Source organism: Acidaminococcus massiliensis (genome assembly GCF_900095825.1).
Classification (GTDB): Bacteria; Bacillota; Negativicutes; order Acidaminococcales; family Acidaminococcaceae; genus Acidaminococcus; species Acidaminococcus massiliensis.
In genome coordinates this window covers 509,531-532,508 of record NZ_LT608315.1, presented here as the reverse complement: position 1 = coordinate 532,508, position 22,978 = coordinate 509,531, and the positions used below count along the sequence as shown (strand labels likewise).

Genomic DNA, 22,978 nt, shown 5'->3' with positions numbered 1-22,978 from the left:
CTCATGAAAATCATTATTAAGAGAATTGCAGCAGCGATACCGGTCCTGTTTATAGTGAGTATCATGGTCTTCCTCATGCTTCAACTGTTGCCGGGGGATCCGGCAACAGTTATTTTAGGACAGGAAGCAACACCTGAAGCGGTTGAAGCCATGAGGGAACAGCTTGGACTGAATCAGCCTTTGCTCATCCAGTATCTCCATTGGCTGGGAAATGTACTGCAGGGAAATTTGGGCCAGTCACTGGTTGACGGGACCAGCGTGAATGATTTGATTGCCGAGCGGCTTCCAGCGACGTTGGAACTGGCATTTGGTTCTTTTCTGGTTGCTTTGCTGATTGCGTTGCCCTGCGGCATTTTATCTGCGGCACGGCCAAATACGGTCATTGACCATTTCTGCACATTCATTTCTTTGATTGGGATGTCTATTCCCCATTTTTGGCTGGGCATGATGTGTATCATTTTATTTGCGGTAGAACTGGGAATCCTGCCGGCATCCGGATATGTTCCGTTTTTCGATGATCCTGTAGAAAACCTGAAAACAATCATTTTGCCTGTTGTTGCTACGGGATTTCGAGAAAGTGCGGTCCTTACCCGTATGGTGCGCAGCAGTATGCTGGAAGTCATGCAGTCGGATTATATCCGCACGGCCAAGGCCAAAGGCCTTGGAGAGAGAACAATCTTGTTTGGTCATGCTTTGAAAAACGCTATGATTCCTGTTATCACTACAAGTGGAATCATGTTGGCCGGTTTATTGGGAGGACTTGTCATTACAGAAACGATTTTCAACATTCCCGGCTATGGAAAACTGATCATCGATTCTGTATTCAATCGGGATTTCATTACAGTGCAAAGTGCCATCCTTGTTTCAGCGGTTTTTGTCGTTGTAGTCAATATTGCAGTCGATATCCTCTATGCCTTGGTTGACCCTCGAATCCGTTTGGGAAAGGAGGGAGCATAGTATGGTAGAGTTTCCTGAAAGACGTTCGATGCTGTCAATCTTCATCAGAAGGTATTGCAGCAACCGGCAGGCAATCCTGGGAGCTGTCATTGTCGGACTTCTGCTGCTGGCTGCCTTATGTGCGCCTCTTTTGACCCAGTATGATCCTGTCTATGATCAGGATTACAGTGCTGTCCTGGCTTCTCCGGGAGGAACACATATCTTTGGTACAGACGATTTGGGGAGAGACACTTTTACCCGTCTTGTGTACGGGTCCAGGCTGACGGCTGCGGCTGCAATCCTGCCCGTTGCATTTGCGTTTTGCGTGGGGGTTCCCATTGGTCTGTACAGTGGATATAAGGGCGGCTTCATCGATCAGTGGATCATCACACGGATCGTAGATGCCCTCCAGGCATTTCCTTCCATGGTCCTGGCACTTGCTTTGGCGGCTATGCTGGGCGGAGGGTTCATGAATGCCATGCTGGCCATCGGAATCGGATTCCTGCCGGCTTTTATCCGGATTACCCGGGCACAGGTCATCCAAATCAAAAATCTGGAATATGTCCAGGCTGCACGTTCCATTGGCTGTTCGGACCTGCGGATTGCAGTCGTCCATATCCTGCCGAATGTCATGCCCACCCTGCTGGTCCAGATTACGCTGGCTATGGCCAGTGCCATTATTTCTGAAGCAGGCCTGTCTTATATCGGGTTGGGTGCAAGCCCTGAACAGCCAAGCTGGGGTTCCATGCTGCGTACTGCACAAAGCTATCTGGGCACACAGCCATGGGTGGCATTTTTTCCAGGATTGTCCATCTCCATAGTCGTATTGGGGTTTAACCTGATGGGAGATGGGCTGCGCCGTGCTCTGGATCCCAAAATCAAAGACTGAAGAAGGGGATGCATGCCATGACAGAACCAGTATTGCAGATAAAAGATTTATGCGTTGATTTTTTGGACAGAGGAAAGAGTATTACAGCAGTCGATCATTTATCCCTGGATATTTTTCCTGGTGAAACCGTTGGGCTGGTAGGAGAATCAGGGTGTGGAAAATCTACTACATCCCTGGCTGTTATGCAGCTCCTTGATCCCCACAACTCCCGCATCAGTCACGGCAGTATCAAACTGGCAGGAAAAGAACTCCTTTCTCTTAAAGAATCTGAACTTGAAAAAGTCAGAGGGGATGCCATGTCCATGATTTTCCAGGAACCCATGACTTCTTTGAATCCAGTTTACACTTTGGGAAAACAGCTGACAGAAGGGATCATCCTGCATCAGGGAATCAGCCAGAAAGAAGCTGAAGCAAAGGCCATCGATATGATGAAAAAAGTAGAGATACCGAGACCTGAACAGATGCTGAAAAGTTATCCTTTTGAACTGTCAGGAGGGATGCGGCAGCGGATCATGATTGCCATGGCTTTGTCCTGCAATCCCAAACTCCTGATTGCAGATGAACCCACTACGGCATTGGATGTGACCGTGCAGGCACAGATTCTGGACCTGATGAATGCCCTGAAAGATGAGCTGGATATGGCGATCATCCTCATTACCCATGATTTGGGAGTAGTGGCTGAAATGTGCAAATATGTGTATGTGATGTATGCTGGGCAGATCGTGGAAACAGCTGCCATCGATGATCTGCTGGATCATCCCCTGCATCCTTATACCCAAGGGCTTTTGAATTCTATGCCGGAACGGTGGCTGGGAGGAGAACGGCTGTACAGTATACCGGGTACGGTCCCTCCGCCAGGAACCAAAATCACTGGGTGTAAGTTTGCAGACCGCTGCCAGTACTGTACCCAGCTCTGCCGTATGGCGCCGCCTCCGCTTCGGCGTCTGGATGAACACAGATCGGTGCGCTGCCTTTACTGCAACGGAGAAGGAGTACAGGGAGGTGCAGTCAGTTGACAAACGGAGAACCGCTTTTAGAGATCCAGCATTTGAAGAAATATTTCCCGATTTATGACAACGGAGGGCTTCTGGGACGCAAAAAAGGAGACGTAAAAGCCGTCGATGATGTGAGCTTTGCCGTGAATAAAGGTGAAACAGTGGGTATTGTCGGAGAATCTGGCTGCGGAAAATCAACTTTGGGAAAAACAATCTTAAGGTTGATCGAACCCACTGACGGAAAAGTGCTTTTCCATGGGAAGGATATTGTGCAGTTGTCTCCGGAAGAAATGCGCCAGCTGCGCAAGTCTGTACAAATGGTCTTCCAGGACCCCTATGCATCGCTGAATCCGCGGATGACTATTGGAAGGACTCTGGAAGAACCACTTCTCATCCATCAGATTGGAAATGCCCAGAGCCGCAGGCAAGCGGTAGAGAACCTGCTGGAAGAAGTGGGGCTGGATAATCGCCATTACAGCAGTTATCCTCATGAATTTTCCGGGGGGCAGCGGCAAAGGATTGCCATTGCACGGGCATTGATCAATAAACCAGAACTGATTATCGCTGATGAAGCAGTATCTGCCCTGGATGTCTCTGTGCAGGCCCAGATCCTGAACTTGATGCAGGATCTGCAGAAACGGTATCAGCTCACCTATTTGTTCATCTCACATGACCTGTCCGTGATCCGCTACATCAGTGATCGGATCGTTGTCATGTATCTGGGAAAAGTCATGGAAGTGGCGGAAACAGAAGAATTGTTTACCCATACCCTGCATCCTTATACCCAGGGCCTTTTGGCTGCGTCTCCCAGACTTGACCGGCGCCGAGAAAAGAAAAAGATATTTTTGGGAATGGACATCCCAAGTGCCTCAAATCCGCCTTCAGGATGTGTATTCCATACAAGATGTCCTTATGCAAAACCTATATGCAGTGAAAAAATCCCTGAACTTCGGGAGGTGGGGAAAAATCATTTTGCAGCTTGTCATCTGATTCAACCATAACGGCTCTTCTTTAAGATTAGATCTGGATGGGGGGAGAATCTATGAAAACATCATGGAAAAAAATCACGAGTTTGCTTCTGCCGGGTATTTTGGCTTTGGGGATGCTGAGTGCAGGCTGCGGAGGTGGAAAAAGCTCCGGGAGCGGAGGAAAGACCATCAATATCGCGTTGCACCAGGATCCGCCCAAGCTGGACCCTATGATGTCGACGGCCTTTGTTGACCGTATGGTCTTCCAGTCTGTCTTTGATAAACTGGTGGATCTTGACAGCAAGGGGAATATCGTTCCCATGCTGGCCGAAAAGTGGGAAATCAGCCCGGATGGGAAAAAATACACTTTCCATTTGCGGAAGGGAGTCAAATTCCATGATGGAACAGAGTTCAATGCGGAGGCGGTAAAGTTCAATCTGGAACGGTACAAACAGAAAAAGTCCAACAGAAGGAATGAACTGAAAGCTGTCACTGCCGTCAAAGTGATTGATCCCTACACCGTCGAACTGGATCTGGATGTGCCTTATGCACCGCTGCTGGCCAATCTCACAGACCGTGCAGGCATGATGTGTTCTCCCACTGCCGTGAAGAAAGATGAAGACAAGTTCTTGAATCATCCTGTGGGGACGGGCCCTTATGCTTTTAAAGAAAGGTCTAAAGGCAATCGTATCGTCCTGGTTAAAAACAAGGATTATTGGAAGAAGGATTCTCCCAAAGCAGATACTCTTGTTTATAAGATCATGACTGATGGGAACGTTGCTTTGGTCAATCTGAAAAGCGGACAAGTGGACATGATCAACCGGTTCCCACTTAATGAAGTGAAAAAATCCCAGAACGAACAGTCCTTTGCTGTTATCAACGAACCCAGTCCTGGATTCAAAGGGATTGTCCTGAATACGGCCAACGAAAAATTCAAGGATAAACGGGTACGGCAAGCTATCGATAAGGCATTGGACAGAAATGCCATCGTTTCTGTTGCCCTTTCGGGAGTGGGCACACCTGCCCATTCTGCCCTGTCCAAATCCAGCTGGGCATATGATGAAGCTTTGGACAAGGCACCCGCCCAGGATATTGAAGGGGCAAAGAAATTGTTGGCTGAAGCAGGGAAGGCAGAAGGATTTTCCTTTACGATCCAGACTGATACAGATCCCATTTCCCAACAGGTCTGCCAAGTCATCCAAAAACAGCTGAAGACAATCAATATTGATATGCAGATCCAGAAAATGGACTTCGGAACCTTGCTGGACCGGGGCAAAAAAGGCGATTTTGAAGCGGCTACCATCAGCTGGAGCGGCCGGATGGATCCGGACGGTAATCTGTATGACTGGTTCCATACGGGAACCAGCATGAATTATATGAAATACAGCAATCCTGCTGTAGACGAACTGCTGGAAAAAGCCCGGGGATTGACGGATCAGAATCAGAGAAAAGGAATGTACCAGCAGATCATGGCCCAGCTGAGTGAGGATGAACCCTATATTTTCCTGTATCATGACAACAATGTCTTTGGATTATCCAAGAAAATCGAGGGGTTTGTTCCTAACCCGGATGGTATGATCCGGACTGTGGATATGATGAAAAAATAAATCTAAAGGAAGAAAAAAGACCCGCTGGACGGCATGTTCAAAAATGCCAGTCCAGCGGGCCTTTTCTTTGCGTTTTATGGGACTTTGTTACAGCTTGGAATTTATTTCTTCAGCCCTTCAATAAAGCTGATGACACACTGGTTGAACTCTTCCGGTTTTTCCCAGAACAGCATATGGCTGCAGTCTTCAAAAATCTTTGTTTGGGCGCCGGGGATGTTTTCTCCGACCCAGGCACTTCCGTGCACATCGAAGACCTTGCTTTCCCGGGCGCAGCAGACCAGGGTAGGAAGCTGGATGTGAGGCAGGAAATCCCTCCAGTCCAGGTTGGTGTGGTCCCGCATGATTTCGATCCGCACATAGGGCGGGCATTTGCAGATTTCATCCACCAGCATTTTGTGGTCCTCAGCTGAAGGAGCATGTTTCAGACAGGCCCCCACAAGCCCTTCTGCAGCTCCTCGGGGATCACTTTTGGCGGCGAAACAGGTTTCCATGAAGGTTTCTACATCGAAACAGGCTTTCTGTCCCCAGGGCCAGTCAGGTTTCACATATTGGGCCGGAGACTGATCCACGCAGATGAGGCTGTCGATCCGATAGTTCCCAAACAATTCGATATAGCTCCAGAGGATGGAAGCGCCCATGGACCAGCCCAGTACCGTAACATCTTTCAGGTCCAAAGCATCCAGCAAATTCTTCACATCCATGGCGTACCGGGAAATGCGGTGGCTGTGGAGCACTTTTTCAGATTCCCCATGGCCTCGCATATCCATCAGGACAACCTGGAAATGCCGGGAAAGTTCCTCTACATTGTATTTCCAGAATTTCGTAGAACAGGTCCAGCCGGGAAGCATGAACAAAGGCTTTCCTTCTCCATGGATTTCGTAGTAAATGGATACATTGTCGTTGGTTGTAATAAATGGCATGGTCCTACCTCCTGTGAAATAAAAATGGAAGATTCTGAATTAAGTATAGCACAGGGGAAGACAGCTGAAAATCGTGAGGGGAATGGTAGGAAAACGTAGTTTCATCTAATTTTTTTAGACCTTTTTTAATAGAAATTTAAAAATGAAAACAATGAAACAAATATGAATAAAAATATTAATTTATATAAAAAAGTTCGAAAATAAATTGAACGTTATAATATAAAATGATAATATTATACATACAAAAACTAAATAATTATGTTTTGGTATGTATAGGTTAGACGAAAGACAAATTAGGGAAGGGGTATTTATGGACGGCCAAGCTGCAGAAAAGAACGGTGGATTTTTTTCTTTTATTGAAAAAGTGGGGAATAAAATTCCTCATCCAGTCTATTTATTTATCTGTCTATGGATATTGGCACTGGCTGCATCGTGGATCATGTCCTCTCTTGGGATTTCTGTCATTAATCCTTCAAATGGCAAAACAGTAACAGTTGTGAATATGATGACTTCTCAAAAATGGGCTGAATTTTTAAGAAATATGGGGAAAACGTGGATGACGTTTGCTCCTATGCTGACGGTGCCCTTGTGTACCTTGGGCATGGCTGTATCGACCCATAGCGGGATGATGAACGCTATGCTAAAAAGTGCTGGCGCTACAAAAAGTGATTGGAAAATGTGTCTTGTTGTAGCATTCATTGGTGTCATGGCCAATCTGGCAGGAGATGCTGCCTTTATCGTCTTTCCGCCTCTGGTGGCCATGCTGTTCATTGCCACCAATCGGAATCCCCTTGCCGGACTGTTTCTGGCCTATGGATCTGTGTCCATCGGATTTGGGGCCAATCTTTTACCAGGCTCTGCCGATGCATCCTTGGCGGCCATGACGGAAGCCGCTGCCCAGACCTTGGATCCAAATTTTATCGCAACGCCGGTCATGTCCTGGTATTTCATGTTTGTATCAACCTTCGTGATGACATTCATGTGTGCCTGGGTCAATTTAAAAGTCGTCGAACCTCGGCTGAATCGTGAAAATTTAGGAACAGCATATATCAAACCCGTAAACGAAGATAAATTCGAATTGACGGCACAGGAAAAGAAAGCCATGAGGGCGGGGCTGTTGGGCATGGTCGGTGTCATTGCCGTTTGCGGTCTTCTTTGCTTGCCAGGTATGCCTTTTCAAGCACCTAAAAATGGCAGTATCATGACTGGATATTTGTGGAAATGTATTCCGACCATTATTTTTGTGCTGTTTTTTGTTTCCGGATATGCTTTTGGGAAAGTTGCCGGGACAATTAAAAATTTTGGTGATACGATTCCTATGATGACCAAGGAACTGAGTACATTGGCCAGCTTCTTCCTGGTTTGCTTCGTTGCATCCCAATTCATTTCCATTTTTGGCGCCAGTAAAATTGCCACTGTAATCGCCGTAATATGCGGCGGATGGTTAAAAGGATTAGGACTTCCTGCGTGGGCCCTTGCAGGCATTTTTGTCATCCTTATTGCTTTTTTGAATTTATTCATGGGATCTGCCAATGGAAAGTGGGCGCTGATTTCATCTGTGTTTGTACCCATGCTGATGATTGCCGGAGTCAATCCAGCCACGGCTCAAGCTGCCTATCGGATGGGAGATGGTGTAACTAACAATATAACGCCTACTTTGGCCTATTTGGCAATATTGCTTGGATATGCCCAGCAATATGATCCTCGTGCCAAGACAGGAACCGTCATTGCCTATCAGCTGCCTTATACACTGATCTGCACCTTTGTATGGATTGTATTCCTGATGATTTGGATCGCTCTTGATATTCCCATGGGTCCTGGATATCCGGCAATTTATAACGCTCAATTTTAATCTGCATACAGGAGTGGAAGTCCGGGATCGGAGGTTCCATTCCTGTATTTTTCATTAGTGAGAACCTTGTTGGTTGGAGGAAAGGCGGCGGAACAGAATGTACGATATTTTGATCAAGCGTGCACGGATCATTGATGGCACGGGAAGTCCTTCTTTTTGGGGAGATGTGGCGGTACAGGATGGGAAAATCGTTGGCATAGGCAATGACCTTGGCCTTGCCAGAGAAACTTGCGATGCGGATGGACTGACCTTATGCCCTGGATTTATTGATTCACACAGTCACGGGGACATGATGTTTGAATTGGATCCTTCTTTTTTTCAGGAAGTGGAGCAAGGTGTCACTACCCAGATTGAGGGAATGTGCGGCATATCGGCAGCTCCTTTTTCTGAAACTCATCTGGATAGTGCCCTGGAGATCGCTGCCACAGTAGTGGATTGTGATTTTCTGCAATCGGCCGGATGCCGGTTTGATTATCAACAATACCTGGATCATCTGGAACATATCCCGGCAGGGAATAATTATGTCCTGATGGTAGGCCATGGGACACTGCGGGCTTTTGTCATGGGCATGGATGACAGAGAACCTACCTCGGTGGAATTACAAAAAATGGAAGAGACGCTGCACCAATGTATGGAGGCGGGAGCGTTGGGGATTTCTTATGGGCTGCAGTATCCTCCAGGTGCTTATGCATCAACTGAAGAGATGGTCCATTTATCGTCTGTAGCAGCCAAATACGATGGTGTCATAGCCGCTCATGTCAGGGATGAGGGAAACCATTTGCTGGAAGCGGATCAGAAAATGATCCAGGTCGCCAGATCCAGCCATTGTAAGCTGGTCATTTCGCATCATAAAGCCATTAATCAGCCTAATTGGGGAAAATCTCAAAAGACCCTTTCCCTGATAGAACAGGCCAATCAAAGGGGATGCAATGTGTACTGTGATCAATATCCCTACACAGCTTCTTCGACTGGCCTGAAATCCCGGATTCCGCAGCATTTGCATAGTTTGGGGGAAAATCAGCTGATTTCTCTGATGTCAGATCCAGAACAGAGAAGCATGATGCAGAATGCAATCCTGGCTGGTATGAACCCGGAACAGCGATTCGGGACAACGATGTTTGGTGCTTCTCCTGCACACCCTGAATATACGGGAAAGATGGTCCTTGACGTGGCCCGTGACCTTCAAAAAGATCCCTGTGAGCTGGTTATGGATGTCCTATGCGATGATCATTTGACAACCAATGGAATTTATTTCTGTATGCAGGATGAGGATGTGGAACGGATCATGCGTTATCCCAGGACCATGATCGGCTCTGATGGATTGTATTATAAAGGGTGCGCAGGAGTCCATCCCCGTGCTTTTGGGACGTTCCTCCGGGTCCTTGGCGAGTATGTCCGAGAGAAGAAAATCCTTAAATGGGAAGATGCCGTTCGGAAAATGACATCTCTGCCTGCTCAGGTTTATGGCCTGCAGACAAAAGGACTGATCCGGATCGGGATGGATGCCGATTTGGTTTTGTTCAATCCAGAAACTATAAAAGATTTGGCAACGTTTACTGATTCGAAAAAGAGAGGACAGGGAATTGTATATGTTTGGATAGGAGGAAAATGTGTGGTGAAAGATGACGTTTTTCAAGGTGTTATGGAGGGTAAATTATTGAGACATGGTAAAGGTGATTCATTTTATTGAGGTGAGTCACAATTACTGTCATGATTTGGTCTATGAGGGGTGATTTGATTCGGATTTATAAAAATGGTTACAACTTTCATGAATCAACACAAGGAAATGTGAAAAAAGCGTGAACACGATTAAAAACGATTATTATTGTACTATACTTTAATAAAGTTCGATATTAACAAGAACTATTAAATGCATAAATAAAAAATAATTCGTATTTGGAGGCGCAAATATGATTGATTGTCTAGGAGAAGCAAAAGCACATTTGCAGCAAGCCATTCAACTTCGGCGTTACTTTCATATGCATCCTGAACCGAGTAAGCATGAATTTCAAACAGCAGCTTACATCAAGAAATATTTAGAGGATTTAGGTCTGCAGGTACAGATAACGTACGGCGGAGATTTGCCCAGTGTGGTGGCTGTCATTCCTGGTGCCCAAAAAAGGAGGACCATTGCTTTGCGGGCGGATATGGATGCACTGCATATTACAGAGAAAAATGATATCCCTTATAAATCTACAGTTCCCGGTGTCATGCATGCGTGTGGACATGACTGTCATTGTGCCACTCTCATGGAAACGGCCGCTATATTGGTCAAACATCAGTCAGAATTGCAGGGCAATGTCAAACTCATGTTTGAACCGGCAGAAGAAGATATTGGCGGTGCCCAGTTTATGATAAAGAACGGGGTACTGGACGATGCGGATGCAGTGGTGGGAATGCATTGCGAAAATCGATTTCCGGTAGGGACTGTATATACGTGTCCAGGAGAAATGGAGGCTGCTTCTGACCGACTGATCATTAAAATCATGGGGAAGTCTGCCCATGGCGCCATGCCACATCTGGGAATTGATGCGATGACGATGGCCTGTCATTTCATCCTTGCAGTCCAAACGATGATGGCGAGAGAAAAAGATGCTTTTCAGTCAGCTATCATTACCTTTGGCACAATACAGGGAGGTACGGCGAGAAATATAGTCTGTGATGAAGTCGTGATCAATGGAATTATACGGAGCCTGAATGGGGAGACGAGAGAATTCTTAAACCAGAGAATCAAGGGACTCTTAGCAGGAATCACTGCTGCATTTGGTGGAAGCTATGAACTGGAACGGCAGAAAAGCAATCCCGCATTGTATTCCAATCCGCAGTTGACAGAGTTTTTTAATCAGGCAGCAGGAGAAGTTATCGGGATGGAAAATGTGGGCAGATTGCCTCATGCATTTATGGGGTGTGATTCTTTTGCTTATTATGCCCAGGAGAAACCTTCTGTATTCTTCTTCCTGGGAACAGGAAATGAGGAAATGAAGGAATCGCTGCATTCCTGTAATTTTAATATCGATGAGAACAGCATGGTTATAGGTATGGCTGCATATATTGCAGTTGTTCAACAATATCTTGCCCAGTAAAAAAGTACTGTAAGGGTGAAGGATCTTGGTTTGATTTTGAGGGGAGATGGCTGAAATGGCGGCAACAGGAACCATTAAAACAAATCAAAGTATGGGCACTGCGGTGATCGATGTGAAAAACGAAGAGTGCCAGATGACGGGATTCTATGGACTGGTGGAAAAACTTGGCAATAAAATCCCTGGTCCTGCATTTATGTTTATGGGATTGTTCGTTATTACCTATATTGCTTCATTTATTATGAGCACCATGGGGGTTTCTGCGGTGAATCCCGTTACTGGGAAGACCGTTTCTGTAATCAATCTGTTCACGTCAGCGAATACGGCAGACTTTCTGCAGAATATCAATAAAAGATGGATGAATTTTGCTCCCTTGCTGACGGTTCCCGTATGCACGGTAGGACTTGCCATTGCAAGCAGAACTGGGCTGTTGGAAGCAGGTCTGCGTCTTACAGGACACTGTGAGGGAATCTGGAGTGTTGCGCTGATAGTATCTTTTATTGGAGTCAATGCCAACCTGGTAGGGGATGCCGCTTTCCTCATTTTTCCGCCCCTGGTGGCCATGCTTTTTAAAAGTGTCCATCGCAATCCACTCGCCGGCTTGTTTTTAGGATATGCCAGTGTTTCTGTGGGGTTTGGGGCAAATCTGCTCATTGGGTCAGCTGACGCTTCGCTGGCAGGGCTCACGCAGGCTGCAGCAGTCATTGTCGATGCGAATTTTGTCGCCAATGCTGCCATGGGCTGGTATTATTTGTTTGCTTCAACTTTTGTTGTTACGATTGTTTGCGCTGCTGTGAGCATCTACGTGATAGAACCTCGGCTGGCAAAGACCGGGATGGGAATGGGACAATCAAATGAAACGGAAGATATCGAAAATGAAGCATTGAGTGACCTTCAAAAAACGGGGATGAAACGTGCTTTACTGATGCTGATTCTGTTCTTTGCTGCAGTAGCCCTTATGTGCCTGCCGGGGATGCCTTTTGCGGCTCCTAAAGGAGGAAGCATAACGACGGGGAAATTGTTCAAATGCATCCCGACTCTGATTATGTTCATGTTCTTCTTGCCCGGTTATGTATACGGAAAGACAGTGGGCACCATTAAGAAATTTGGGGACACCATACCTATGATCACTGAAGAAATAAAGGGTCTTTCTGGATTTATCATGGTCTGTCTCTTTGCTTCTCAATTCATTGCAGTTTTTGGAAAAAGTAACATCGCAACCATTATAGCAATCTGGGGCGGTGATTTCCTGGTTCATCTAGGGCTGCCAAAAGCACTTTTATTGGCTGGCTTCGTTGTGATGGCAAGCTTCATCAATTTGTTTATGACGGGAGCATCTGGGAAATGGGCATTGATTTCTACGATGTTTGTTCCCATGATGATGATTGCTGGAATCAATCCGGCGGCTATCCAGGTAGCATATCGAATGGGAGATGGATTGACTAATAATATTGCACCGGTATTTCCTTATCTGGCAGCTATTTTGGGATATGCTCAAATTTATGAACCGCGGGCCAGAGTTGGTACCGTCATGGCTTACATGCTTCCTTATACGCTGATTACAGGCGTTGTCTGGATTGCATTCCTGGTAGTTTGGGTGATGGCAGGCTTACCGGTGGGACCTGGCTATTCTGCTTTGCTTTAACAATAATAAAAATACCCTGCAGGGACTATTGGAGAGTCCCTGCAGGGTATTTTTATTATTCATTATAAACACATCTGTTTGAGAGATGATAGAGCTTTATTTTATATTGTAATTGGCGACGGGAAATGCCAAGATAGGCCGCTGATTTTTCACGGTTTCCCCCACAGATGGAAAGAGCATCGAGAATTTCCTGTCTGCCCAATTTTCGCGGGAAATAGGTCGGCATGGTCACTGGAGGTGGAGTCATTGGTTCATGGTTGGAATCAGATGACGGCAAGGACGAAAAAACATCGCCCAATAAACCGTGGGGAATTTCCAATATTTCTTTTGTTGAGGAAGGCGTCATGACGACAATCCTTTCTACAAAATTTTTTAATTCCCGGATATTCCCAGGCCAATTGTATTGGTAAAGTTCATTTAAGACCTTTTTTGAAAAAGATTTTCGCAAATTATATTTTTGACAGAAATGATACAAGAAATGCAAACATAAGGGGATAATATCATCACGGTGGTTGCGCAGCGGCGGAATCATGAGGGGAATTACATTCAGGCGATAGTATAGATCTTCCCGGAATGTTCCCAGTTCGACCATTTTTCGAAGATCTCGATTGGTGGCCGCAAGGAGCCGAAAATCAACTTGTTTGGACTGAACCGATCCGATGGGACGGATCCGTTTTTCTTCAATCATGCGCAGCACTTTTCCTTGGACGGAAAGGGGTAATGAATTGATTTCGTCTAAAAACAGGGTCCCATGATTGGCCGCCTCGGCCAGTCCCTTTTTCCCTTCTTTATTGGCTCCTGTGAAGCTGCCCTTTTCATAGCCAAACAATTCTGCTTCAATCAAATCTTTTGGAAAGGCTGCACAGTTTACCGTAATCATGGGAGCATCTTTTCGGTTTGAATGTTCATGGATATAATGGGCAAAAACTTCCTTCCCACATCCTGACTCTCCATAAAGCAATACGGTGGAGTCAAGCACGGAGATATTATCGGTGACTGATAATAGCCGAAGGATTTCTTTGCTTTTTGCCACCATTCCAGTTTTGCTTTCGCGTCCTCCTGATAACCCGTTATTGAGGATGGCGTGGCTTTTGAGCAAAGTATGGTACTGGTGTTCAAAATCCTGGATATCCTGCATCAGCATGACCACATATCTGATATTTCCGGAGTCATCAAAGATCGGTGTGCCTGTAACCATCCGCAATCGGATTTCGCTGCTTACATTTTGATAGTCGCGATAATTTTGCAGTCGGGAAACCCTCTTTTTGTTTTGCAATACCAGATCAAAGACGCAGACATCTAAGACATTCGTAAAATCATGGACGTTCATCTTCAGATATTCATCACGGGGAATATTCCGCCAATTGACCATCATGGTGTTCATAAAGACAAAGTTTCCCCTGGCATCATAGATTACGATTCCGGCATCGATATTATCAAGGATATCAACAATTGACAGGTGCTTTTGTAATTCTTCAAATGGATTGAACATTATTGGAGGCCTCCATCAAAGTGACTGTTATCATTATAGCATAAAAAAAGCACACTGTATAAGCTGAGAAAGAAATAAAAAGGAGGGTGCTGCACAAAACGGGCAACACCCTCTCACTATTGAAATAACTAGAGCATTTCTCTGAAGGCTTCAATCCTGGTACGAAGCTGTTCGATACTGTCTTTCTGCTGATCAATGGAAAGATCGGTAACGGGAATGCCGGCTCCCTGCAGATCTTTCTCCAAATAAGGCTGATCATATTCTTCTGGATCACAGAACTTCATCATACAGTTGATGACTCCGTCGACCTGGTTTTCTTTACACATCTTGATCAGCATGGCTCCTCTGGGTTTGCCGTCTTCATGGAGCAGGCTGCAGCCATAACGATCCATCCATTGCAGTGCCAGACGTTTGATGCCGCCACCGCCGTGCAGGGGAGTATCCGTGCGGAATTGCTGGGATTCCTGCATCAAGTCATCATATACTACGGCCATTTCATTTTCTTTGAATAAATCCAGCACTTCATCCGGTTCACAGGTAACTCCTGTCAGTAAAATCCGTTTTCCGGTATATTGATAAGCCGGCAGTTGATTCAGCTCGTCTATGATTTCTTTTACAATGGCCGTATGTTCTGCTTTTTCAAAGAAATAGGAGCTTTTCATCACGTAGTGGCGGACTTTTGGTGTAATGATATCCAGATGATTGTTGGCAGTCTTTGCAAATTCACGCATTATAGCATTGTGTTCGTTGTAAATCTGAATCGTGTCACAAAGAGCCTGTTCCGTCATCATTTCTCCGGTAACGGTAGCAATGATGGTCAGGACGGTCTCAAATTCATCTACCAGATAATCAACCGCAGCAGGGGCAGTCCTGTTTTGGGGGTAGACAATGGGAATCATGGGAATGGAAGTCACGCCGAACCGCCAGTCTTGGGTCATGCAGCGGAGAGTATCACACAGGGTAGGGATAATGGCTGCCGAAAGCCCTTTATAGGTTCCTTTTAGACCAAATTCCATGTTTGACTGCATGAGCGGACAGGCAAATGGAGGCAGATAACTTTTCGCAAGCGAAGGGGTGATGTTTCCACCCCATAATCCCATAGGGATGATCCCACTGGCGTGTACCAGTTCCTCGGGTGTGAATTCAGGGAAGCAGCCAATGACCTTCTTCCCTGCCTTTAAATAGGCGTCCAATTGTTGACGAGGATGTGTACAGGCAGTTTCCAGCTGTTTTAGTTTTTCCTGTAATTCGGACATTTCATTTAGCCTCCTCTGCCTTTTTTTCTTTATTTTCCTGCATGATTTCCACCAGGCCCTGGATCCGTGTTTCGAATTGCGCTTCACTGTAGTTCCGGTAATCTGCCTGATCACCATCAAAGGCAGTGAAAGGAACACCGGCCAGTTTAGCCAGCTGCCGCTGGACTTCCATCATTTGACAGTCCATCACTTTGCAGCTGCGGTTCACATGATAGATGGTTCCTTCGCAATGAAAACGCTTCAAAGCTTCCAGACGGCGATGGATCATGGTGCTGGCGTTGTCCCCGTTGGTGGAAGCAAAGCAGTAAGCGCGTGCCATCCCGTCCAGGTCTTCATACTCAATGGCCCAGGCTTTCCCATAACTGGAAGCTACCATGTTGATCCCGTATTGTTTCAGGGTATGCAGGTTGTGCTTCAAATAAGGCCAGCAGGCAATGCCGTCCCAGGAAACACGATACTGTTCTTTGACAGGATAGGTGGAAGTCCCATCTTTTAAATGCTGCTCGATTTCTTTGTTTAATTGTTCCAGAATGGCTGTGGTAGATTCTCTGCCACGGTGACATACCATACAGGACATATAGTTGAACAGCTCAAAACCGCTTAAGGGAGAAGGAATATGATCCATTAAATTGTTGGCACGTTCCCAGAGATAGCTGTTTCGCTGGCTGATTTTCATGATTTTCTTGAACCGTTCTTCGTCCCATTTCTTACCAGTGAATTTACATAGATTTTCAATCAGTGCATCGATTTGAGAACGGACGTAACGGACTCGGCTTTCTGTCACATGGTCCCAGGGGTTATAACAGGTATCAATGAAAAAGACAGGGATTTTCATGGAATAAGCCAGATTTTCATACCATTTGGTCAGCTGGGTACAGATGTTATTGGTCAACAGAAGAAAATCTGGTTTGACCATCTTACCTCCATCAGGCAGTTCTACGTGGCTTTTGCCTTCCAGTGTGGAAGCATAGGCAAGATTGACTTTTGCGTAGGCACACAGGTCATTATTATATCCCAGAGGACCCTCGCATTCCTGGAGGAAGGGGTCAGCCTGGTGCCGGGCAGCAATCCCGGCCGAATGGTTTTCAGGATACAAGACAACCAGACCCAGCGTTTCCGCGATTTCCTGGGGGAAAATAGAAGCGGACCAGCCAACCTTTTCTCCTGCTTCTTTGGCTTTGCGGGCACGTTCATACAAATCGTTGGTTTGTTCACCCAGCATCAGCATGGATTTGGCTTTCGGCCGTTTTGGCTTGCTGGGTGCGGCTCCCGTTGCAGTGGCAGTAGCAGCATTCATTGTTTCTGGCATAATGAAATCAGCCTCCTTTATTTGATTTCACCATTTGTGTACATGTTATTGATTTCTTCATCAGAATATCCCAGCTCTTCCAACACGGGACGGGTATCGTGGCCCAGATGCTGAGAAGGCTTGAAGGGGATCTTGGCAGGATCTATGGATGCAAAATGGACAGGACCATTTGTCAGGAAGGTCTTGATGCCATCCGGATAAGTGTATTTGAATCCGTAATTGTTCGCAATGATTTGAGGATCGTCAGGAACGTCTTTGAAATGACGCAGGACTTCATGAGGCATATCATGTTCTTCCAGTAATTTGTGCCAATAAGCCACAGGATGTTCCGCAAATTTTTTGTCAAAGATTCGGGTCAGTTCTGCTTTGTTTTTATAATATGCCGGCTGGGTATTGAAACGAGGGTCATCCGCCAGCTCAGGCAGACCAATCAAAGTGACAAATTCTTTAAACCGGCGGTAGTCAATGACTGCCAGATAGAACCATTCACCGTCAGATCCTTGGTAGTTGTTGCTGCAGGCATGGCCGCAGTCATAACGGTCTCTGGGAAGTTCACGTCCATTGACACCATTGAGGATACCGGTGGAAAGAATGAAAGTGGCACATTGCAGCAGAGATACATCCACTTTGTCTCCTTTGCCAGTACGTTCCCGTTCGTACAGTGCGGCCGCAATCCCGCCTGCCAGAGCGACGGACACACTGTGGTCCCCGATGCCGCCCACAGGAATCAACGGACCAGCACCTTTGGGAGCCAGATCAATCATCAAGCCGGATCTGGCAAAATATGCAGTGTAGTCATAACCGGGTTTATTGGCATCAGGACCTTTTTCACCATATCCAAGGACACCGGCATGGATGAGGCGAGGAAATTTTTCTTTTAACTGATCATAAGCAAGACCCATGCCTTCCAATGCAGATTCCCGGAAGTTCGTGACAAGGACATCTGCATCTTTTAACAGCTTCATCATGACATCTTTACCGGCTTGGGACCTCAGATTAAGAGAAATAAATCGTTTATTCATATTCTGCATATCGAAGTTGGGGTTGGCTACGTCAGTGGTAGGGGACATGGTCGTTCCACCCTGTTTGCGCCAGGCGTCACCATGCACCGTTTCGACCTTGATTACATCTGCACCCCATTCAGCCAGAATCCGGGCACACATAGGACCGGCAAGCATGGTGGACATTTCGATGACTTTAATTCCTTCCAAAGGTTTCATGGTTTGTATCCTCCTTTAATATGATTTAACGACCGGTAAATACCGGCTTCCTTTTTTCAATGAAAGCTCCTGTTCCTTCTTTACGGTCTTCTGTGCTCAGAGCAATGGTCTGTGCCAGTCTTTCCATCATCAATCCAGTTTCAATGGAGGAATCCTGGCCATAGGTGATGGAAATCTTTGCCATGCTCAAAGCAACAGGACCTTTTTTCACAATCTGTTTTGCCATGGCTGTTGCAGCTTCCATCAAAGCTTCACGGGAATCTTCTGTAACCTGGTTGACCAGGCCTATTTTTTCAGCCTCTTCTGCTGGGATGATTTTTCCTGTAAAGATCAGTTCCTTGGCTTTTGCCACGCCGACAATCCGTACCAGACGCTGGGTCCCGCCGGCTCCGGGGATAATACCAAGACCTGTTTCCGGTTGACCGAATTTAGAACGTTTCGTTGCAATCCGGATGTCACAGGCTTCTGCCAATTCACATCCGCCCCCCAATGCATACCCGTTGATGGCACAGATGACCGGCTTGTACAGGGTTTCCAGATTCCGCAGGGCCAATGTTGCCGTTCCTTTCATCTGTTCCATATAATAGCGGCTGTGCAATTCTTTGATATCGGCACCGCTGGCTAATGCTTTGTCTCCAGCGCCTGTAATGATAATGACGCGGATTTCTGGATCGTTACGTGCTGCGTCAATCGCCGTATTTAAATCTTTCCACATTTCCGGAGAAAGTGCGTTATACACATCCGGTCGATTCAAAGTCAAATACAATATGCTTTCTTTGACTTCATAGAGTACATTATGCAGTTCCATAGCAGCCTCCTTGAAGAATTTTCCTTTGTCTATTTTCTTATTATGCAAAATCCATGCCAATTTAATAAAGCTGTTTGTTTTTACAAGCTTAGGGAGTGGACAATATAAAAATGAAAAATGAAATAAAAATTAGAATATTACAACAAGTGCAATAAATGCATATAGTGCACAAATATGCACTTATTGCACGATAAAGTGCAAAATTTACATATATCATTTATGGGTAAATCAATAACGAACAGACAGAAAGAATTCCTCAAATTCCATATAATTTGTGAGAAAAAGAAACTCCATGAAAGAGACAAAAGACTCATTCTTTTTGGCATAATTTTTGCAGATACTTTTTTGAAAGGAATTTCTATTGAAAAGAGAATAAAGGAGGAGTTTTTATGGAAAATGTATACATCATGGGCGGTTGCCGGACTGCCATTGGGAAATATGGCGGATCTTTGAAAAGCATTCCTGCTCATACTCTTGCCACTACGGTTGTGAAAAGTGTTCTGGAACGGACGCATGTTACCGGAGATATGGTGGATGAAGTCATCCTGGGAGAGGTTCGGCAAAGCTCCGAAGCTTCTAATATCGCACGGTATGTGGCATTGGAAGCGGGTATGCCGGAAACCGTCCCTGGCTATACTGTGAACCGGCTGTGTGCATCTTCCATGCAGGCAACGCTGAATGGATGTGAAGAAATCTGGCTGGGGATGGCAGATACCGTAGTTGCCGGCGGAACGGACAATATGAGTCGGGCTCCTATGTATATCCGCCAAGGCCGTTGGGGCGACGGCCCGATGAAACTGGTCGATTCCAATATCGAAGGGGGATTGGCAGACCAGCCGGCTTCTTTGTATGGGCTGATGAGCATGTCCCAGACGGCAGAAAATGTGGCAGAGCGTTTCGGGATTACCCGGGAAATGCAGGATGCTTTTGCTTGTGAAAGCCAAAAACGGGCAACGGAAGCACGGGAAAAAGGGTACTTTAAAAATGAAATCGTTCCTGTCCATGTGAAGTTGAAACACCAGGAATTTGATTTTGCGGAAGATGAATTCATCAAACCGAAAACCACAATGGAAATTTTGGCTAAACTGAAACCCATTGTGAAACCCGGAGGGACTGTAACGGCTGGGAATGCCTGCGGTTTGAATGACGGTGCTTCTGCTCTGGTCTTGATGAGTGAAAGCAAAGTAAAAGAGACCGGCCTGAAGCCTCTGGCTAAAATAAAGGGAATCGCACGGGCTGCTCTGGATCCTGAAATCATGGGATATGGTCCTGTGATTTCTACGACGAAACTGCTGAAAGAACTGGATATGACAGTGGATCAGATCGATCTGGTGGAATTGAATGAAGCCTTTGCTTCTCAGGCGGTAGCCTGTGTAAGAGATTTGAAACTGGATCCTGCAAAGGTGAATATCAATGGAGGCGCCATTGCCCTGGGGCATCCGCTGGGATGCACCGGTGCCAGATTGATTGTTACTCTGCTGAATAACTTGATCAGGACGGGCGGCAAGACCGGTCTCGCAACGCTGTGCATCGGCGGCGGCCAGTCCATGGCAACCATGATCGAAAGAGTTTAAAAAACAGTCCAGAGGAGGGATTGGATATGAAAATAGAAGATGTTAAAAAGGTGGTTGTAGTTGGGGCCGGTGCCATGGGACGGCAGATTGCCATGAACACTGCATTGAATGGCCGTAAGTATGGGTACATCGTCACTTTGTGCGACAGCTTTCCCAAAGCGGTGGAAAGTGCTACTGCCTGGGCCAAGGAATACCTGGCCGGCCGTGTAAAAAAAGGCAGGATCACCCAGGAAGAAGCGGATACGATCGCTTCTCGCTGGACGGTATCTTTGGATACGGATAAATATGTGCCGGAAGCTGATGTGATTATTGAAGCCATCATTGAAAAATTGGATGCCAAACGAGATCTGTTCGCCCATGTAAGCCAGATTGCGAAGCCGGATGCTCTATTGGCTACCAATTCTTCCAACATCGTTAGTTCGAAATTGGCAGATGTAACCAAGAATCCGGAAAGACTGTGCAATATGCATTATTTCAATCCTGCTTTGGTCATGAAGCTGGTTGAAGTGGTCAAAGGACCCCATACTAGTGAAGAAACGGCTCAGCTAGCCAAAGCCTTTGCTGCCCAGACGGGGAAAACTCCTATCATCTTGCGGAAAGAAATCCCCGGGTTTGTGGCTAACCGCATCAATGCAGCGGTTACCTATGAGGCCCTTGACCTTTTGCAAAAAGGCGTTGCTTCTGTGGAAGATATCGATACTGCCTGTGAAAATGGACTGAACTATCCCATGGGACCTTTCCGTCTGATGGATCTGACGGGAATTGATGTCAACTATCTGGTGAGAAAAGATAGATATGCAGAGAGCCATGACGAGAGAGATGCACCGAACCCGCTGGTGATTGAAAAAGTGAAGAAAGGGGAGTTGGGCCGTAAAACTGGTAAGGGCTGGTACGATTACAGCAAAAAGTGAATAGCAGCAGTTGTGTGGATAAGGCAGATTATCCACACAACTGCTAAACATAAAATACAAAAAATTCAAAATACATGAAAATTTTAACGAGGGGTGAGTAAAATGACAAGCAGTACCGTTGCAATTATCATTGCTGCGATTACCATGGTATTCTTCTTCGTAGGGAAATTCCCTATGAGTGTCACAGCCGTCGGTTGTGCACTGGCGATGGGTATCTGTATTCCGCAAATGAAACTTTCACAAATCTATTCCGGCTTTGGCGGGAGTTCCATCGTGATGGTCGCCGGAATGATGATTGTAGGCGATGCCCTGTTCCAAACAGGCATTGCCCAGCGGATCGGTGCCAAAATCTGCCAGTATAAAATTGCCCAAAATGAAAAAGTATTTATCCTTGTGGTTGTAACCATTTGTACCTTGATGTCTGCCTTCATGAGCAATTCAGGCTGTATCGCCATGTGGATGCCCATCATTGCTGCCGTTGCTGCCGGATCAAAAGGGAAAATCCGTTCCAAGATGGTCATTATGCCTGCTGGGATTGCCTGTATCATTGGCGGTGGGGCGACATTGACAGGTTCCGTCTCTCAGGTCGCAGCCAATGCAGTGTTGATGGGGACCCCTGGTTATGAAGCCGGCATGGGTGTCTTTGATATGACCAAAATCATGTGGCCGATTTGCCTCCTGCAGCTGGTGTATTGGGGAACTTTTGGGTACAATATCCTCGTTTGGGCATTGAAACCGGGCAGCCCGGATTTTGATAAGGGTAATTGTTATGCTACAGCATCTTCTAATCTGGACGACCATGAATTTGACAGTATTCCTGAATGGAAAGGGAAGATGTCTGTATTTGTGATGGTCCTTTGTATCATTGGTTTTGTACTGTCAGGCCATCCTTTCTTCAAAAAATTCTTGAACATTGCTGATGTGGCTATGATTGGTGCTCTTATCCTTTTTGTGACCAAGACAGTACCGCTGAAACCGACTCTTGCCAAACTTGACTGGGATATCCTGATCATGGTTGGAGCCGTTACCGCTTTGGGGACTGGTATCGATGTATCTGGTGCAGGGAAAGTACTGGCCAATGGTGTTCTGAATCAGTTCTTTGAAGGGGCAAATACTTCAGTTTCTCAATTGATGACCGTACTGATTGTTTTCACCAGTGTTTTGACGCTGTTCATGCAGAATGGAAGTGTGGCTGCAGCATTTTCCCCGATTTTTATTTCCATGGCTAAAATCTTGGGTATTAGCCCATTGCCCTTTATCATCATCATCGGTGCTACGACCAATATGGCCATTGCTTCCCATATTGGGACTGCCGTGAACATGCAGATTTTGCCGGCAGGTTACAAACCTATTGATTATGTAAAAATCGGTGGACCGTTATTTGTCATTAGTGTGATTATTTTGTGTATTATTGCTCCTATGGTCCTTTTATAATCGTAAAAAAAACGAACATAAAGTGCAAATGTGCAAAGAAAGTTGTGTAAAATTGCGCATTTGCACTTTATTAGCATCATAA

18 protein-coding genes are annotated in these 22,978 nt (G+C 46.0%); 12 read left to right on the top strand and 6 right to left on the bottom strand.

What is annotated here, in order from left to right:
• The first annotated feature begins 3 nt into the window (after positions 1-3).
• The 5 genes from BQ2657_RS02655 to BQ2657_RS02635 are packed head-to-tail and all read left to right on the top strand — an operon-like array spanning position 4 to position 5,395.
• Entirely contained in the window at positions 4-957 is a 954-nt protein-coding gene (locus tag BQ2657_RS02655; RefSeq protein ID WP_075579251.1) for an ABC transporter permease, read from the top strand.
• A 1-nt stretch (position 958) separates the two neighbouring features.
• Complete coding sequence (locus BQ2657_RS02650) at positions 959-1,825, top strand: ABC transporter permease (protein WP_198524508.1); 867 nt, start codon at positions 959-961, stop codon at positions 1,823-1,825.
• A gap of 8 nt (positions 1,826-1,833) precedes the next feature.
• Positions 1,834-2,841: an ABC transporter ATP-binding protein gene (locus tag BQ2657_RS02645; protein WP_315968729.1), complete on the top strand. Its 1,008-nt coding sequence runs from the start codon at positions 1,834-1,836 to the stop codon at positions 2,839-2,841.
• Positions 2,838-3,821, top strand: a complete 984-nt coding sequence (locus tag BQ2657_RS02640; protein ID WP_075579249.1) for an ABC transporter ATP-binding protein — start codon at positions 2,838-2,840, stop codon at positions 3,819-3,821. Before BQ2657_RS02645 ends, BQ2657_RS02640 begins: the two co-directional genes overlap by 4 nt.
• A 41-nt stretch (positions 3,822-3,862) precedes the next feature.
• The gene (locus tag BQ2657_RS02635) at positions 3,863-5,395 is read left to right on the top strand and encodes an ABC transporter substrate-binding protein (RefSeq protein WP_075579248.1); all 1,533 of its coding nucleotides are present in this window, start codon (positions 3,863-3,865) and stop codon (positions 5,393-5,395) included.
• A gap of 101 nt (positions 5,396-5,496) precedes the next feature.
• On the opposite strand, the gene BQ2657_RS02630 is transcribed toward BQ2657_RS02635, so the two are convergent.
• The gene (locus BQ2657_RS02630; protein WP_075579247.1) at positions 5,497-6,315 is read right to left on the bottom strand and encodes an alpha/beta fold hydrolase; all 819 of its coding nucleotides are present in this window, start codon (positions 6,313-6,315) and stop codon (positions 5,497-5,499) included.
• Between the two features lie 310 nt (positions 6,316-6,625).
• Between BQ2657_RS02630 and BQ2657_RS02625 the strand changes: the two genes are divergently transcribed.
• From BQ2657_RS02625 to BQ2657_RS02610, 4 genes are all read left to right on the top strand, one after another.
• The gene (locus BQ2657_RS02625; protein WP_075579246.1) at positions 6,626-8,167 is read left to right on the top strand and encodes an AbgT family transporter; all 1,542 of its coding nucleotides are present in this window, start codon (positions 6,626-6,628) and stop codon (positions 8,165-8,167) included.
• A gap of 97 nt (positions 8,168-8,264) precedes the next feature.
• Entirely contained in the window at positions 8,265-9,857 is a 1,593-nt protein-coding gene (locus tag BQ2657_RS02620) for an N-acyl-D-amino-acid deacylase family protein (RefSeq protein ID WP_075579245.1), read from the top strand.
• Between the two features lie 220 nt (positions 9,858-10,077).
• A complete protein-coding gene (locus tag BQ2657_RS02615) occupies positions 10,078-11,250 on the top strand; it encodes a M20 metallopeptidase family protein (RefSeq protein ID WP_075579244.1) in 1,173 nt (390 codons plus the stop codon).
• A gap of 46 nt (positions 11,251-11,296) precedes the next feature.
• Positions 11,297-12,892, top strand: coding sequence for an AbgT family transporter (locus BQ2657_RS02610; RefSeq protein WP_083236147.1), 1,596 nt, complete (start codon positions 11,297-11,299; stop codon positions 12,890-12,892).
• Between the two features lie 55 nt (positions 12,893-12,947).
• Here the strand turns inward: BQ2657_RS02610 and BQ2657_RS02605 are convergent, their stop codons facing one another.
• The 5 genes from BQ2657_RS02605 to BQ2657_RS02585 all read right to left on the bottom strand — a co-directional run bounded on the left by BQ2657_RS02605 (position 12,948) and on the right by BQ2657_RS02585 (position 18,977).
• Positions 12,948-14,384 (bottom strand): sigma-54 interaction domain-containing protein, encoded by a 1,437-nt coding sequence (locus BQ2657_RS02605; RefSeq protein ID WP_075579243.1) that lies wholly within the window; start codon positions 14,382-14,384, stop codon positions 12,948-12,950.
• A gap of 128 nt (positions 14,385-14,512) precedes the next feature.
• Positions 14,513-15,640, bottom strand: a complete 1,128-nt coding sequence (locus BQ2657_RS02600; protein ID WP_075579242.1) for a 2-hydroxyacyl-CoA dehydratase subunit D — start codon at positions 15,638-15,640, stop codon at positions 14,513-14,515.
• 1 nt (position 15,641) lies between these two features.
• Positions 15,642-16,949, bottom strand: coding sequence for a 2-hydroxyacyl-CoA dehydratase subunit D (locus BQ2657_RS02595; RefSeq protein WP_198524507.1), 1,308 nt, complete (start codon positions 16,947-16,949; stop codon positions 15,642-15,644).
• A gap of 17 nt (positions 16,950-16,966) precedes the next feature.
• On the bottom strand, positions 16,967-18,169 hold the full coding sequence (locus BQ2657_RS02590) for a CaiB/BaiF CoA transferase family protein (protein ID WP_075579241.1): 1,203 nt from the start codon (positions 18,167-18,169) through the stop codon (positions 16,967-16,969).
• Between the two features lie 25 nt (positions 18,170-18,194).
• Positions 18,195-18,977, bottom strand: a complete 783-nt coding sequence (locus BQ2657_RS02585) for an enoyl-CoA hydratase/isomerase family protein (RefSeq protein ID WP_075579240.1) — start codon at positions 18,975-18,977, stop codon at positions 18,195-18,197.
• A gap of 389 nt (positions 18,978-19,366) precedes the next feature.
• Here BQ2657_RS02585 and BQ2657_RS02580 point away from each other — a divergent pair, with 389 nt between their 5' ends.
• The 3 genes from BQ2657_RS02580 to BQ2657_RS02570 all read left to right on the top strand — a co-directional run bounded on the left by BQ2657_RS02580 (position 19,367) and on the right by BQ2657_RS02570 (position 22,896).
• Entirely contained in the window at positions 19,367-20,551 is a 1,185-nt protein-coding gene (locus tag BQ2657_RS02580; protein ID WP_075579239.1) for a thiolase family protein, read from the top strand.
• 26 nt (positions 20,552-20,577) lie between these two features.
• Positions 20,578-21,462 carry a 3-hydroxyacyl-CoA dehydrogenase family protein gene (locus BQ2657_RS02575; protein WP_075579238.1) on the top strand — a complete coding sequence of 295 codons (885 nt, stop codon included), beginning with the start codon at positions 20,578-20,580 and terminating at the stop codon, positions 21,460-21,462.
• Positions 21,463-21,564: 102 nt separating this feature from the next.
• A complete protein-coding gene (locus BQ2657_RS02570; RefSeq protein WP_075579237.1) occupies positions 21,565-22,896 on the top strand; it encodes an SLC13 family permease in 1,332 nt (443 codons plus the stop codon).
• Positions 22,897-22,978: the final 82 nt, after the last annotated feature.